Origin of the sequence: Pseudarthrobacter albicanus (genome assembly GCF_018224015.1) — a bacterium.
Lineage (GTDB): Bacteria > Actinomycetota > Actinomycetes > Actinomycetales > Micrococcaceae > Arthrobacter > Arthrobacter albicanus.
Window position 1 is genome coordinate 64,903 of sequence record NZ_JAGPOT010000026.1, and the last position, 14,858, is coordinate 79,760.

Below are 14,858 nucleotides of genomic sequence, written 5' to 3' on the forward strand. Positions count from 1 at the left end.
CGTCGTTTAAGGCGCCGTCCGTGGCCTGTGCTACGGTTCAGCCCGCCGGGCCGTGCGCTGCCCCGCCTCCGCCGGCCCGTGCTAGCCGTCGCGGCCGGCGTCGGCGTCCCGGACGGGGCTGGTCCACCGTTCCTCAATATGGCCGAACCGCCACACCGCCAGCGCGAGGATCCACGTGGTGACGAACAAGGCAACGATCGTGTACCCGACCGAGCTCAAATCAAGTCCGCCGATGTCGGCCAAGGGGCCCGTGCTGATCCCGATCCGCTCCACCGCGATGGAAATCAGCTCGACCGAGCCGATGCCCAGGGCAACGGCGACGGAAAGTCCGGTGACGACGATGTTGTAGTAGATTCTGCGGACCGGCTTGGACAGCGCCCAGCCGTAGGCGAAGTTCATGAAGGCGCCGTCAACGGAGTCCAGCAGGCTCATTCCGGCGCCAAACAGGACGGGCAGCGTGAGGATCGCGTACCACGGAAGCGTCGACGCCGCCGCTCCGCCTGCCAGGATCAGCAGGCTGACCTCCGTGGCCGTATCGAACCCGAGACCGAACAGCAGTCCGACGCCGTACACCTGCCAGGGGCGCCGGACCGATCGCGTTACCCGGCCGAGAACGCGGTTCACCAGACCCCGGTTCGCGGACACCTGCCGGTCCGCCTCGGCCGCACCGTAGTCACCATTGCGCATCCGCCGGACGGACCTGATCGTACCCAGCAGGACCCCCAGATTCACAATGCCGATGCAGTACAGAAACAGCCCGGAGACGGTGGTGCCGAAGAGCCCCAGAAAAGAATGAAGGTCCGCCGTGCCCGCCGCCGTCCGGTCCGCCAGGCTCCGGATTCCGGCCGCCAACAGGGCACACATGCCGAACACAACGCTCGAGTGGCCCAGGGAAAACCAGAATCCGACGGACATCCGCCGCTTGCCCTCGCTGCAGAGTTTTCGCGTGATGTTGTCAATCGCCGCAATATGGTCGGCGTCGAAGGCATGGCGCAGGCCGAGCGTGTAGGCCGCCACGCCGAGACCGATGCCAAAGGCGCCGGTGGCGCCGGCGGGGAAGTTCCCTGGCGCCGCCACTCCTGCCAGCACGCCCCAGCCGAGAAGGTGCAGGAGGGCGACAAACCCGGCCATCCCGCCAAGCGATGCCCGCTCCCTGCCGGTCAGGACGGTTCGTGGGCCACCGGCCCGGGCCGGTCGCGCGGCCTCCGGTTGCTCCTCCGGTTGCTTCATGATTCCAGCCTCTGATTCCACAGAAGATGCAGATTGCCGGGATGACTTCGTCCACTTAGCGGAAGTATACGCCGGTGTCAATTTAGATGGTTGCGCTTTGTCCGCTGCGAGCCTATCTTGGCAGGAAGGAGCGCGACCATGCACGAGCTTTCCATCATGCAGGGCCTGGTTGACGCCGTTCTGGACCGCACGGGCGAACGGCCGGTTGCGGCGGTCAACCTTCGGGTCGGGTCCCTGTCAGGTGTACTGCCTGATGCCATGCGTTTTTGTTTTGACGTAGTTGCTGCCGGCACCCCGCTGGCCGGCGCACGGTTGCAGATCGATGAGCCGGAGGGGGTGGCCCGGTGCCGGAGTTGTGCAGAGGAATTCGTACTGGCTGACCTGATCCTCCTGTGCCCCTGCGGCAGCGCCGACGTCGAAGTGCTCAGCGGCCGCGAACTCATGCTGATGTCGGTGGAGGTGGCGTAGAAGATGTGTACAACATGCGGTTGCGGCGATGAGGCCAACACGCGGGTTTCGACCCTCCAGCAACCCGAAGGAATGTTGGAGCACGAGCACCCGCACGTCCACGCCGAGGGTCATGACCACCCGCATCCGCACGGACACGGCCCGGGTCATGAACACACCGTCCACCACCCCGAGACGATCACCCTGGAGCAGAACCTGCTCGCCAAGAACGACCTGTTGGCGGCCCGGAACCGCGGCTGGCTTGCCGGCCGGGGAATCCGGGCGCTGAACGTGATGAGTTCACCGGGGGCAGGCAAGACCACCCTGCTGGTCCGCACCCTGGCCGAACTGGGAGCGCGCCTGAACGCCGGGGTCATCGAGGGGGACCAGGAGACGTCCCTGGACGCCGACCGGATCCGTGCCGTGGGCCGCCCGGTGATCCAGATCAACACCGGCGCCGGATGCCATCTCGACGCCGACATGCTCCGGCGCGGTCTCGACGCCCTCGACCCGCAGACGGGATCCACGGTCTTCATCGAAAACGTCGGCAACCTCGTATGCCCGGCACTGTTTGACCTCGGCGAAACAGCCAAAGTAGTAGTCGTTTCGGTTACGGAAGGTGATGACAAACCACAGAAATACCCCCACATGTTCAGGGCAGCCGACCTGGTGATCGTCAACAAGGCGGATCTGCTTCCCTATGTTGAATTCGACGTCGACGAGTGCCTGCGCCAGATCCGGCAGCTCAACTCGCACGCCCACTTCCTGGTCCTTTCGGCCACCACCGGCGAAGGCCTCGCCGGCTGGTATGACTGGCTCGACAACGCCAGCACCCGGTCAGACACCTTGACTGAATCCCTGACAGACGCACATTAAGCCCCTGGCGGGCCACTGAAAGAGGCCACGATGCCTACTGAAACTTCCCTCAAGGCCGAAGAAGCCCTGATCCACGTGCTGTGGATCAACGCCGGACTGAGCTGCGACGGCGATTCGGTCGCCCTGACGGCCGCCACCCAGCCCAGCGTCGAGGAGATCGCCCTGGGCGCACTGCCCGGCCTGCCACGGATCGCCATGCACTGGCCCCTGATCGACTTCGAGTGCGGACCCCAGGAAGGGGCCGACGACTTCCTGGAATGGTTCCGCAAGGCGGACCGCGGGGAGCTGGAGCCGTTCGTGCTGGTCGTCGAGGGGTCCATCCCCAACGAAAAACTGCACGACCCCGGGGGCTACTGGTGCGGCTTCGGCAACGACCTGGAGACCGGCCAGCCCATCACCACCAGCGAGTGGCTGGACCGTCTGGCGCCGAAAGCCACTGCCATCATTGCAGCCGGTACCTGCGCGACGTACGGCGGCATCCACGCCATGGCGGGGAACCCTACCGGTGCCATGGGAGTTCCGGACTACCTCGGCTATGACTGGAAGTCCAAGGCCGGCATCCCCATCGTCTGTGTCCCGGGTTGCCCGATCCAGCCGGACAACCTCTCCGAGACCATGACGTACCTGCTCTACCAGGCCACCGGCCAGGCCCCGATGATCCCGCTCGACGAGGCGCTGCGGCCTACCTGGCTGTTCGGCAAGACCGTGCACGAGGGCTGTGACCGGGCGGGCTACTACGAGCAGGGCGACTTCGCCACCGAGTACGGCTCCCCGAAGTGCATCGTCAAGCTCGGATGCTGGGGTCCCGTGGTCAAGTGCAACGTGCCCAAGCGCGGGTGGATGAACGGCATCGGCGGCTGCCCGAACGTCGGCGGCATCTGCATCGGCTGCACCATGCCGGGCTTCCCGGACAAGTTCATGCCCTTCATGGATGAGCCCCCCGGCGGCAAGCTGTCCACCAACAGCATCCGCCCCTACGGGGCCGCCATCAGGGCCCTGCGCGGCATCACCACCCACACCCTGGACCAGGAGCCGAAGTGGCGCCGGCCCGGACCCGAGCTCCTTACCGGCGCCCAGCGCACCTGGTAGAAACCCCTCCACACGTCCAGACAGGTGAAGCACAATGACCTCCACGATTCCAATGCAGTCCGGGAGCGAAGCGGGTAACAACAAGCTGGTGGAGATGGCGTGGGACCCCATTACCAGGATCGTCGGCAGCCTCGGCATCTACACCAAGATCGATTTCGAGAACAACCAGGTGGTGGAGTGCAAGAGCACCTCCTCGATCTTCCGCGGCTATTCCATCTTCATGAAGGGCAAGGACCCGCGGGACGCCCACTTCATCACGAGCCGCATTTGTGGAATCTGCGGCGACAACCACGCCACCTGCTCCTGTTACGCGCAAAACATGGCCTATGGCGTGAAGCCGCCGAATCTGGGCGAATGGATTGTGAACCTCGGCGAAGCTGCCGAATTCATGTTCGACCACAACATTTTCCAGGAAAACCTCGTCGGCGTGGACTACTGCGAAAAGATGGTCTCCGAGACCAACCCCGGCGTGCTGGCCAAGGCGGAAAACACCCGCGCCCCGCACGAGGGAGACCACGGCTACCGCACCATCGCCGACATCATGCGCTCGCTCAACCCGTTCACCGGGGAGTTCTACCGGGAGGCGCTGCAGGTCAGCCGGCTGACCCGCGAGATGTTCTGCCTCATGGAAGGCCGCCACGTCCACCCGTCCACGCTGTACCCGGGCGGCGTGGGAACGGTGGCCACCATCCAGCTGATGACCGACTACATCACCCGGCTGATGCGGTACGTCGAATTCATGAAAAAAGTCGTCCCGATGCATGACGACCTGTTCGACTTCTTCTACGAGGCCCTCCCGGGCTACGAACAGGTGGGACTGCGTCGCACGCTGCTCGGCTGCTGGGGCTCGTTCCAGGACCCGGACTACTGCAACTTCGAGTACAAGGACATGACCGAGTGGGGCCGGAAGATGTTCGTCACCCCCGGCGTCGTGGTGGACGGCAAGCTCGTCACCACTGACCTGGTGCGGATCAATCTGGGCATCCGGATCATGCTCGGCTCCTCCTACTACGAGGACTGGGAAGACCAGGAGATGTTCGTCACCCACGATCCGCTGGGCAATCCGGTGGACCGCCGCCATCCTTGGAACCAGCACACGAACCCGAAACCGCAGAAGCGGGATCTGGCGGAGAAATACAGCTGGGTCATGTCCCCGCGCTGGTTCGACGGCGAGAAGAACCTGGCGCTGGATACCGGCGGGGGACCGCTGGCCCGGCTCTGGTCCACGGCGCTCGCCGGGCTGGTGGATATCGGCTACATCAAGTCCACCGGCAGGAGCGTCCAGATCAACCTCCCTAAGACCGCTCTGAAGGGGCCGGTGTCCTTCGAGTGGAACATTCCGCAGTGGAGCAACACGCTGGAACGCAACCGGGCCCGCACGTACTTCCAGGCGTATGCCGCCGCCGCAGCCCTGCACTTCGCGGAAAAGGCCCTCGAGGAAATCCGCGCCGGCCGGACCAAGACGTGGGAAACCTTCGAGGTCCCCGATGAAGCGATCGGCTGCGGCTTCACGGAGGCGGTGCGGGGTGTCCTGTCCCACCACATGGTGATCCGCGACGGCAAGATCGCCAACTACCATCCGTACCCGCCGACCCCGTGGAACGCCAGTCCCACGGATTCGGACGGCGTCTCCGGCCCCTACGAGGATGCCGTGCAGGGCCAGCCGATCTTCGAGGAGAATGACCGCGAGCATTTCAAGGGCATCGACATCATGCGCACTGTCCGCAGCTTTGACCCGTGCCTCCCGTGCGGCGTCCACATGTATCTGGGCAACGGCCAGACCCTGGACAAGCTGCATTCCCCGACCCAGTCCCTGACCGGAGAGTAACCGGCCATGCACGGCCAGGACCGGGCGCTGCAGGCCGGCGAACGGATCGGCACCCTCCTCGACGCCCTCGGCGCCGGCGGGGCGGTGGCGCGCGGGCGGGCCGAGGACCTGGTGCGGCAGGTCACGGACCTTTACGGCTCGGGCCTGGAGCGGATCCTGGAAATCCTCGACCAACAAGGCAAACTCGACGGCGCCACGCTGGCGGCGCTGACCTCCGACGACCTGGTGTCCAGCCTGCTCATCATCCACGGGCTGCACCCCCAGGACCTGGAAACCCGCGTGGCAGCCGCGCTGGACAGCGTCAGGCCCTACCTGGGCTCCCACGGCGGCAACGTCGAGCTGATGGACATCAGCACCGAGGGCGTGGTGCGGCTGCGGCTGCTCGGGACCTGCCAGGGCTGCCCGTCGTCGGCCGTCACGCTCAAGTTCGCCGTCGAGGAGGCCATTGAATCCGCAGCGCCGGAGGTGACGGCCATCGAAGTCGTCGAGGAGGAAAAACATGCCGCCACGCCGGCACTGATCCCCGTCGACGCCCTGCTCGTCCGGGTCAACCAGCTGGCGGCCCAGGACGGCGGGACGGCCGAAGAAAGCTGGCAGCTCCATGCCGGCGGGTCCTGGGAACCCGTCCCGGAGATCGCCCGGCTGGAACCCGGCGACGTGGCGGGGTTCCTCGTCGACGGGTACCCGGTGCTCGCCTGCCGGACCGGGCAGGACGTGTACGCCTACCGCGACTATTGCCCCCGCTGCGCCGGTTCCATGGCGGGAGCCACGCTGCAGCGCGCGCTCGCGGCACCGTCCGGCGGCGGCCTGCTGCGCTGCCCGGGCTGCCGGGCCCACTTCGATGTGCGGCAGGCCGGCGCGTGCCTGGAGGACAAGGGCCTGCACCTGGACCCGTTGCCCCTGCTGGTCCGGCACGGCGTGATGTCCGTTGCCGTGCCGGTCCCTTCCGGACAGGGCGGCTGAGATGAACCCCGCGGAGTCCGCCGCCTCCGGCCGTACGCCGGGCTCCGGCGGCCTGCCGGTGGCGCTGCTGCGCCGGATCGCCGTCGCCCCGCCCGCCCCCGCCGCCGGCGAACGCTGCGAGATGTGCGGGGAACCCATCCCGGAGACGCATCAGCACGTCGTGGATCTGGACAGCCACGCCATGATGTGCACGTGCCGGCCGTGCTACCTCCTCTTCACCGACAGCACCGCCCATCTCCGGTACCGTTCCGTGCCGGACCGGTACTTCTCCTTTCCGGATTTCGAGCTGGGTCCGGGCCAGTGGGACGAGCTGGAAATTCCGGTGGGCCTCGCCTTCTTCTTCCGCAGCTCCAAACTTGACCGCACCGTCGCCTTCTATCCCGGTCCTGCCGGCGCCACCGAATCCGAGCTTCCGCTGGACGCCTGGGCCGCCGTGCTGGCCAGGAATCCGGCTCTGGGCCGCGCGGCCCCGGACACCGAGGCGCTGCTGATCCGCGGTCCCGGGCCGGGCCGCCCCCAGGCCGACTGCCACCTCGTCCCCGTGGACGCCTGCTATGAACTGGTCGGGCAGCTCCGGCGCCGGTGGCGCGGGTTCGACGGCGGGCAGGAGGCCCGCGAGCAGCTCGCCGCGTTTTTCGCCCGGGTCAGCAGCCGCAGCAAGCCGGTGCACGAGGAAAACCGCGACGCCGTCCCCGGAGGCTCCTAATGACCGAACTGGCCTTCGCCGTCCTGGACATCCAACCCGAACCGTACGCCGCGGCCCCGCAACTGACCGCCCGCCTGAGGCTGACCGAGGCGACCGGAGCAGTGGTCCATGCCATCGCGCTGCGCTGCCAGGTCCGCATCCTGCCCCAGCGCCGCGGCTACACCGCCGGGGAGGAACCCGGGCTGCTGGACCTCTTCGGTGACCGCGGCCGCTGGCCCACTACCCTGAAGTCCTTCCTCTGGATGCAGTGCAGCACCGTGGTGCAAGGCTTCACCGGGGAGACGGAAATCGAGCTTCCGCTGCCGTGCACCTTCGATTTCGACGTTGCCGCCTCGAAGTACCTGCATGCCCTGCACGACGGCGAGATCCCGCTGGAGCTGCTGTTCTCGGGGACCGTCTTCACGAGAGGCCAGACGGGATTCGGGGTGGAACCGGTGCCCTGGGATCTCGAGGCCTCGTACCGGCTTCCCGTGGAGGCCTGGCGCCTGCTGATGGACCAGTATTTCCCCAACGCGGGGTGGATCCGCCTGGACCGGAACGTCCTGGCAGCCCTGGCACAGTACAAGTCCGCGCGCGGACTCACGTCCTGGGAAGCTGCGGTGGAGGGTCTGCTGGCCGGCGCCGCCGCGGATGTGGCGGGAGACCCGCTCCGATGAACATGAGCCTCAGCCTTGCACGCGCCGTCGCGGACGCCGTCCTCTACGAGGGCTACCTCCTGTACCCCTACCGGGCGTCCTCGCAGAAGAACCAGGCCCGCTGGCAGTTCGGCATCCTGGGGCCGCCGGGCGCGGCGGCCGCCGGCACCGGGGAGGAGCCGGCCATGTTCGCCGACTGCCTGCTGAGCCCGGGCCCGGCGTCCGGGCTGGAGGTCCACCTGCGCTTTCTGCAGCTTCAGACGCGCACCGCCGAAAAAGCGGACGACGCCGGCGGGTTCACTCCCGTGGGCGAGCTCGCCGCCGGCGCCTCGCGCTGGTTGAGCTGGGATGAGGCCGTGGAGCACGAAATCACGTTGGGGCCCTTTCCGCTGGGGCGGCTGACCGGCACGGAGGAGACGCTGCCGGTGGAGATACCCGCTGGCATGGACCTCGAGGAACTTACCGACGCCGGCGGGCGCACGGCCGGCCGGCTGGTGCGACGGCGCCACGCCCTCAGCGCGGAAGTCAGGCTGGAGGCCGCCGCCGTCACCGGCCGGCTGCTGCGGCTGCGCGTGACCGTGTCGAATACCGCACCGCCACCTCCGGATTCCGTGGCTCCGCACGCCCTGGCTCCGCACGCCTGGAGCAAGGAGGAAGCGATCGCCCGGTCCTTCATCGGCTCGCATCTGCTGCTGAGCGTGCAGGACGGGGATTTTGTCTCGCTTCTCGAACCGCCCGAATGGGCCGCGGACACGGCCCGGCACTGCTCCCAGCACCGCTGCTGGCCGGTGCTGGCCGGCCCGGAGGGACAGACCGACGTGCTGCTGGTCTCGCCCATCATTCTCTACGATCACCCGGCGGTGGCCCCGGAAAGCTCGGTGGCGCTGTACGACTCCACCGAAATCGACGAGATCCTCACGCTGCGCGTGCTGACGCTGACCGACGAGGAAAAAGCCGAGGCCCGCGCCACCGATCCGCGGGCGGCCGCGGTCATCGACCGCTGCGAGGCCATGACGGCGGAGGAACTGCAGCAGTTGCACGGCGTCCTGCGGAATCCGCATGCCCTGGCCAACCCCACCCTGCCGGCAGACCCCACCCTGCCGGCCGGGCCGCCAACTATCGGGCCGCCACGTATCGGGCCGCCGGCCGGCAGCGCCTCACCCGGCGGCGGCGACGGGGACCTGAGCTGGTGGCGGCCGGAGGCGGAAGCCAGCGTCCGGCCCGAGATGGACGCCGTCCTGATCGACGGGATTCCGGTGGCCCGCGGCAGCCGGGTCAGGGTCCATCCGCGCCGGCGCGCCGATGCCCAGGACCTCTTTTTTGCCGGCCAGACGGGCCGGGTCACCAGCGTCCATTTCGACGTCGACGGCAGCACCCACGTGGGCCTGGTCCTGGAACAGGATCCGGCCGCGGACCTCCACGAAGGCTACGGCAGGTCCTTCTACTACGCGCCGGACGAACTGGAGCCGCTGGAACCGGGCCCCCGCCCGCGGGGCCAGGCATGACGGGACCAGGGACCGCAGGACCAGGCATGACGGCACCCAGGATTCAGGATGGAAAGGAAGACGCACAATGAGAGCTGTTGGAATGGCCACGGTCTGTCTTGTGGTGGCGGTGGCCCTTGGCGCCGTATACGTCGGGATTCGTTCCGTGCCGGACATCCGGCGATACCTCAAAGCGCGCCGGATGTGATGCACGTGCTCCCGCGCGGCCGGACCGGCGTTGAATCCCCGAAGCGTGGGGCCAGCGTCCTCGTTGCCGGCGTCGGAAACATGTTCCTGCGTGATGACGGATTCGGCCCGGAGGTAGCCCGCCGGCTGGCCTCGGACTCGGACTCGGCCGCAGACCCGGCAGCGGTTGCGGTGGGTCAGAGCGTTAAAGTTGTTGACTACGGCATCCGCGGCATGCACCTGGCCTACGATCTGCTCGCAGGCGTGGACGTCCTGGTGCTGGTGGATGCCATGCCGCCGGACGCAGACGAGGACACGGCCCCGGGAAGCATCAGGGTGCTGCAGGTACGGAGCGGGGACCTGGATTCCAGCGCGTCCTTCGACCCGCACGGCATGGATCCGGTGGCAGTGCTGGGCCGTCTGCGTTCCTTGGGGGGTGAGCTGCCACTCACGTACGTGGTGGGCTGCGTGCCCGCCGATCTCGCGGAAGGCATCGGCCTGTCCGCGCCGGTAGCAGCGGCGGTGCCGGAGGCGCTGGCCGCCGTCGCTGAACTTCTTGCCCTCCACGCTTCGGCCAATCCGTAAGGAAGTGCGCACATGTGCCTTGGAATACCGGGCCAGGTCATCGGACTGGTGGAGGGCTACGGCGGCCAGCTCGCCCTCGTGGACGTGGCAGGGGTGCGGCGGAAAATCAATATCGGGCTCCTGGACGAAGGGCCGCTGCCGCCCGGCAGCTGGGTCCTGATCCATATGGGCTTCGCCCTGGAACGGGTGGACGCTGCCGGCGCCGAGCAGGCGATGAGCGGTCTGGAACTTATGGGCCGTCCCAGGGAGCAGGGCGGCCCGGCATAAGGGCACCCCCCGTCACGGGCAAGGCATACAAGCACAGCGAGGAGAGCACGATGTCACCCACGAATCCGTCCAATCCGTCCAATCCGTCCAATCCGACCCAGCCGGACAACGGGACTGCCCCGGGCACGGCGCGCGCCTGGGGGAGCGAACCGCCGGTGAAGGAGCCCGCCCAGCCCGGGTCCGATGAGACCCCTGAGGACGCGGCGATGCCGCCAGAGGGAGTCGGGGAGAGCACCACGAGGCGGGGTGAGGATGTGGTCAAAGGGGAAGGCAAGGAGCACGGCAGGGAGGACACCGGAACGCACCCGACGCCGGCGGACCGCCCCACCGGCGAATCGTCCCCGCGCGATGCGACGGGCGTGAATCCTCCGGAGGATCCCGACAGCGCCGCGCCCCAGTCGCCCTAGCGACATCAGCGCGGGTTCCGGCCTCCGGGGCCCGGTGTTCGGGATTCCGGCGGCCGCGCTTTAATCCCGCCGCGTATTCAGCGCGCTCCTAATGTTCGAGCGCGATGGCTGCGCCGCGGTGTTCGACGCCGCTGTTGGCGATCCTCAGGTGCCGCGCGGTGAAGTGCTTCAGGCGGTGCAGCTGCTGGGCGGACAGGCGGTCACAGATCCAGTCCCAGTGGAGCGAAACGACGTCTCCCGCCGCGAGGCCCGCCACGAACCCTGTTCCGTTCACGGCGTACTTCGCCGACTCCACGACGGGGTCTCCCACGGCGAGCGCCGTCCCATCCCAAACCAGCGGCCGGGAACGAACCACGGCGTCATCGCCGGAGACCGCCAGCACCTCGCCCCAACGGATCCGGCACCGGTCGAGCACAGCCAGCGCCGTGGCGTGGCGGCGGTCGTCGTGGAGCAGCCCCAGCCAGGGATAGATCTCGAACACGTGGAAACTGTGGTGCGGCACCCCGCCGGCCAGGACGCCTTCCACCAGATGCGGGAACTGCCGTCCGGTGCGGGCCCGGAAGCGGTCCTCCATCGAGTTGCCGATGTTGGTGATGCCCACGGCGTCCAGCAGGCTGTTTCCGACCCAGTACGCTTCGACGACACGGGCATCAAGCGGATCGGGGATGCCCGTGGCGGCGGCAATCAGCTCCAGGTAGGGCCAGGCGCCGGCGAAGCCTTTGGCCAGGTCGCGGAGACCCTGGTCCGTGACGCCGGACTGGCCATAGTGCAACAGCGCATCGCTGTCCGGCGGCCCGCAGCTGCCCCTCGAATTCGGAGGGTAGGCATAGCGGACAAACAACTGGGCACCGTCGACAACCATCACCTGGCCACCTTCTGCAAACGTCTTCTGAACCTAGCACCGGGCCCGGTCCGCGACAAGTAGCCGACCGCAGGGCGGGAACAGGGCGGGAGCCGGGTGGAACAGGAGGCAGCACGGACCGGGAGCCGGCGGCTCGCGCCGTTGACAGCCATGCCCTTCGAGCGGATGCTTTGAAGAACCTACGCACAGGGGGTCAAACTTATGCCGGACGCCGATCCGAACGCCGGACTGAACCGCCGCACGGTACTGCAGGTGTTCGTGGCGGGCGGCTCCGCGGCCGTCCTGGCCGGGTGCGGCGCCGGCCCTGCGCCGGGGGCCTCCCCGTCCGGTGCCCCGTCCGGCGCCGCGGCCGGCGGCAGCATCAGCATCACCGACCAGCGCGGGAAGACGGTCACGTTCGACAAGCCGGTCACCAAGGTGGTGACCATACCGATGCCGGCGGCATCACTGCTGGTCGCCGTCGACCGCAGCGCGGACCATCTCGGCGCCATGCACAACGCATCGTGGGTGGCGATGCGCGACGGCATCATGGGGTCCATGTTCCCCGCCGCCCTGGACCTGCCGCATGACATTGCCAGCCAGGACTTCATCGCGAACGTCGAGAGCGTCCGCGCCCTCAACCCCGACGTCGTGATCCAGTGGTCCGATGCCCAACTGATCGAGCCCCTCGAAAAAGCCGGGCTGAAGGTCATCGGACTGGCGAACACCGGCAAACAGGAGGATGTGGACGCCTGGGTGGCAATGTTCGCCGCCATGCTCGGCAAGCCTGAGCGGGCCACCGAAATGAAGGCACGCAGTGATCGGGAACTGGCCGAAATCAAGGCACTCGCAGCAGGACGGACCTCCGCCGGCCCCAGCATTCTCTACTTCAACCGCTACACCGGCGGACTCAAGGCCGCCGCGGCCAACACCTACAACGACTTCTACATCAAGCTCGTCGGAGGCACCAACCCCGCCACGGGAGCGCACCCGTTGCCCGGCACCGGCATGGTGGGCCTGGACATCGAGCAGGTCCTGAGCTGGGACCCGGAAGTCATCCTGCTGGGCAACTTCGACGCGGCGATGCCCCAGGACATCTATGCGGACCCCGTCTGGCAGGGCATCTCGGCGGTACGCTCCCGGCGCGTCTACAAGGTTCCCCTCGGCGGCTACCGCTGGGACCCGCCGGGCCAGGAATCACCGCTCATGTGGCACTGGCTCACCGATATCGCTTTTCCCCGGCCGGAATCCGGACTTCGCGCCAAGGTCACCGACTACTTCCGCTTCCTCTACAACCACGAGCCCACCGGTGAAGAGCTGGATAAGATCCTGTGGACGGCGGCCAACAGCAAGTCCGCCGACTATCAGCAGTTCAATGCTGCATGACGCCCGGGTCCCGCGGCTGAGCAGCAACCGTACCCCGGCGGAGCGACGACAAACAGCCCGGCAATCCGGCCGGCAAAGAGGTCACGGACCGCGTGACCGGCGCAGGGAGCCGGCAGTCTTCGTGCCCATCGCCGTGACCGCCGCCGTCCTCAGCGCCGTCGTGCTTCTGGCGCTGACCGTCGGACGTTACAACGTGCCCCTCTGGCATGTCGTGCAGATCCTCGCCGCCCAGCTTGTCCCGTTCCCCGTCGAGGCGAGCGGAACGGAACAGAATGTGGTCCTGCTGGTGCGGATGCCGCGGATCCTGCTCGCGTTGCTCGTGGGCGGCGGCCTGGCCATCGGCGGGGCCGCGCTGCAGGCCATCTTCCGCAATCCGCTGGTCAGCCCGGAAATTATCGGCGTATCCGCCGGCGCGTCGTTCGGCGGCGCCCTGGCCCTGCTGCTCGGCCTGGGCTCTGTCCTGCTGGTCACCGGCTCCTTCGTGTTCGGCCTGGTTGCCCTCGCCACCCTGGTCCTCATCACCTCGGGCCGCGGCGGAACGCCGATGCTGATGATCGTGCTCGGCGGTGTGGTGACGGGGTCCTTTTTCTCGGCCCTGGTCGCCCTGGTGACCTATATTGCGGATCCCAACACCACGCTGCCGGCGATCGTATTCTGGCTGCTTGGCAGCGTCTCCACGGCAACCTTCACCAAAGTGCTGGTGGCGCTGATCCCCGTCCTGGGCGGCGCCGTCGTGCTGCTGGCCCTGCGCTGGCGGATCAACGTCCTGTCCCTGGGCGACGAGGACGCCGCAGCCCTGGGCGTGCAGCCGCGCCCCCTGCGCTGGGTTGTCCTGGTGGCGGTGTCGCTCATCGTGGCCGGGGCGGTCGCTGTCAGCGGGGTAGTCAGCTGGGTGGGCCTGGTGATTCCCCATCTGGCACGGATGTGGGTGGGACCGGACCATCGTGTGCTGTTGCCGGTGTCCTTCCTGCTGGGCGGCGCCTACATTGTGCTCGTCGACACCGTCGCCCGCACGGCGACCGCCGGAGAGATCCCGCTGGGCGTGCTCACAGCCCTGATCGGCGCGCCCGTCTTCTTCCTGCTGCTGCGCCGGAACCGGGACAGGATCTGGGAAAGTGCTTGAGCTGGACACCGTGGGCTACACCTACTCGCGGGCGGACTGGGTTTTCCGGGGCGTCAGCTTCCGGGTGCGCCCCGGCACGGCCACCGCCGTACTGGGCCCCAACGGCAGCGGCAAGACCACCCTGGTGCGCTGCGCCGCCGGGCTCCTGGCGCCGGCGGAGGGAACCGTCCGCCGGCAGACGGGTGCCGGGTACGTCCCGCAGGCCCATGGCAGCGCCTTCGCGTACCGGGCGCTGGACATGGTCCTGATGGGCCGCGCCAGGCAGGTGGGCGTTTTTCGGAGCCCCGGGTCCGCGGACCGGGCCGCCGCGCTGGACGCGATGGAACGGGTAGGCGTGGCCGCACTGCAGGACAGGCTTTTCCCCACCCTGAGCGGCGGGGAACAGCAACTGGTCCTGATCGCGCGGGCCATCGCGGCTGGCTGCCCGGTGCTGGTGCTGGACGAGCCCGCCACCGGACTGGACCTGAAGAACCAGGTCCGGGTGCTGACGCTCCTGCGCGAACTGATGACCGACGGAATGGCCCTGCTGCTCAGCACGCACCATCCCGACCATGCCCTGTACCTGGCGGACCGGGTTGTCCTGCTGGGCCGCACCGGTGCGCGCACCGGGCCGGCTGCCGAGCTGCTCACGGACACGGCGCTCTCCGCACTCTACGGAGTGCCGGTGAGCACAGTCGCCTATTCCCACGACGGCCAGCCCGGCCGGACCATCGTGGTGCACTACGGCACACCCTGACCAGGCCGCAGACCGCTTCCCGGACCAGCGGCAGTCAAAGACAGTGGCTGCCAAAGACGCCGGCTGCCA

The 14,858-nt window shown here is 68.0% G+C and carries 17 protein-coding genes; 15 read left to right on the forward strand and 2 right to left on the reverse strand.

Features of this window, described 5'->3' with window-relative positions; all coding sequences use genetic code 11:
* Positions 1-81: 81 nt before the first annotated feature.
* The gene (nicT, locus tag J9611_RS08200) at positions 82-1,230 is read right to left on the reverse strand and encodes a Nickel transporter NicT (RefSeq protein WP_246527535.1); all 1,149 of its coding nucleotides are present in this window, start codon (positions 1,228-1,230) and stop codon (positions 82-84) included.
* A gap of 138 nt (positions 1,231-1,368) precedes the next feature.
* Here nicT and J9611_RS08205 point away from each other — a divergent pair, with 138 nt between their 5' ends.
* The 12 genes from J9611_RS08205 to J9611_RS08255 all read left to right on the forward strand — a co-directional run bounded on the left by J9611_RS08205 (position 1,369) and on the right by J9611_RS08255 (position 10,703).
* Positions 1,369-1,698: a hydrogenase maturation nickel metallochaperone HypA/HybF gene (locus tag J9611_RS08205; protein ID WP_211879223.1), complete on the forward strand. Its 330-nt coding sequence runs from the start codon at positions 1,369-1,371 to the stop codon at positions 1,696-1,698.
* Between the two features lie 3 nt (positions 1,699-1,701).
* Entirely contained in the window at positions 1,702-2,553 is an 852-nt protein-coding gene (gene hypB / locus J9611_RS08210) for a hydrogenase nickel incorporation protein HypB (RefSeq protein WP_211879225.1), read from the forward strand.
* A gap of 30 nt (positions 2,554-2,583) precedes the next feature.
* Positions 2,584-3,642 (forward strand): NADH-quinone oxidoreductase subunit B family protein, encoded by a 1,059-nt coding sequence (locus tag J9611_RS08215; protein ID WP_211879227.1) that lies wholly within the window; start codon positions 2,584-2,586, stop codon positions 3,640-3,642.
* A gap of 34 nt (positions 3,643-3,676) precedes the next feature.
* Positions 3,677-5,470, forward strand: a complete 1,794-nt coding sequence (locus J9611_RS08220; RefSeq protein ID WP_211879229.1) for a nickel-dependent hydrogenase large subunit — start codon at positions 3,677-3,679, stop codon at positions 5,468-5,470.
* 6 nt (positions 5,471-5,476) lie between these two features.
* Positions 5,477-6,433: a NifU family protein gene (locus J9611_RS08225; RefSeq protein WP_211879231.1), complete on the forward strand. Its 957-nt coding sequence runs from the start codon at positions 5,477-5,479 to the stop codon at positions 6,431-6,433.
* A 1-nt stretch (position 6,434) separates the two neighbouring features.
* Complete coding sequence (locus J9611_RS08230; RefSeq protein ID WP_211879234.1) at positions 6,435-7,139, forward strand: DUF5947 family protein; 705 nt, start codon at positions 6,435-6,437, stop codon at positions 7,137-7,139.
* On the forward strand, positions 7,139-7,795 hold the full coding sequence (locus J9611_RS08235) for a DUF6084 family protein (protein WP_211879236.1): 657 nt from the start codon (positions 7,139-7,141) through the stop codon (positions 7,793-7,795). Before J9611_RS08230 ends, J9611_RS08235 begins: the two co-directional genes overlap by 1 nt.
* 2 nt (positions 7,796-7,797) lie before the next feature.
* The gene (locus J9611_RS08240; protein ID WP_246527537.1) at positions 7,798-9,279 is read left to right on the forward strand and encodes a hypothetical protein; all 1,482 of its coding nucleotides are present in this window, start codon (positions 7,798-7,800) and stop codon (positions 9,277-9,279) included.
* Positions 9,280-9,361: 82 nt separating this feature from the next.
* Positions 9,362-9,466, forward strand: coding sequence for a DUF6893 family small protein (locus tag J9611_RS22725; protein ID WP_372447774.1), 105 nt, complete (start codon positions 9,362-9,364; stop codon positions 9,464-9,466).
* Positions 9,466-10,029, forward strand: a complete 564-nt coding sequence (locus J9611_RS08245; protein ID WP_211879292.1) for a hydrogenase maturation protease — start codon at positions 9,466-9,468, stop codon at positions 10,027-10,029. Before J9611_RS22725 ends, J9611_RS08245 begins: the two co-directional genes overlap by 1 nt.
* Positions 10,030-10,041: 12 nt before the next feature.
* Positions 10,042-10,296, forward strand: a complete 255-nt coding sequence (locus J9611_RS08250) for a HypC/HybG/HupF family hydrogenase formation chaperone (RefSeq protein ID WP_211879239.1) — start codon at positions 10,042-10,044, stop codon at positions 10,294-10,296.
* Positions 10,297-10,346: 50 nt separating this feature from the next.
* A complete protein-coding gene (locus J9611_RS08255; protein WP_211879241.1) occupies positions 10,347-10,703 on the forward strand; it encodes a hypothetical protein in 357 nt (118 codons plus the stop codon).
* An 88-nt stretch (positions 10,704-10,791) separates the two neighbouring features.
* On the opposite strand, the gene J9611_RS08260 is transcribed toward J9611_RS08255, so the two are convergent.
* On the reverse strand, positions 10,792-11,565 hold the full coding sequence (locus J9611_RS08260; RefSeq protein ID WP_211879294.1) for a DUF6390 family protein: 774 nt from the start codon (positions 11,563-11,565) through the stop codon (positions 10,792-10,794).
* 201 nt (positions 11,566-11,766) lie between these two features.
* On the opposite strand from J9611_RS08260, the gene J9611_RS08265 reads away from it, so the two are divergent.
* The 3 genes from J9611_RS08265 to J9611_RS08275 all read left to right on the forward strand — a co-directional run bounded on the left by J9611_RS08265 (position 11,767) and on the right by J9611_RS08275 (position 14,789).
* The gene (locus J9611_RS08265; protein ID WP_211879243.1) at positions 11,767-12,930 is read left to right on the forward strand and encodes an ABC transporter substrate-binding protein; all 1,164 of its coding nucleotides are present in this window, start codon (positions 11,767-11,769) and stop codon (positions 12,928-12,930) included.
* 121 nt (positions 12,931-13,051) lie between these two features.
* Positions 13,052-14,053 (forward strand): FecCD family ABC transporter permease, encoded by a 1,002-nt coding sequence (locus J9611_RS08270; RefSeq protein WP_307857049.1) that lies wholly within the window; start codon positions 13,052-13,054, stop codon positions 14,051-14,053.
* On the forward strand, positions 14,046-14,789 hold the full coding sequence (locus tag J9611_RS08275) for an ABC transporter ATP-binding protein (RefSeq protein WP_211879247.1): 744 nt from the start codon (positions 14,046-14,048) through the stop codon (positions 14,787-14,789). The genes J9611_RS08270 and J9611_RS08275 overlap by 8 nt, the downstream gene beginning before the upstream one ends.
* Positions 14,790-14,858 lie beyond the last annotated feature (69 nt).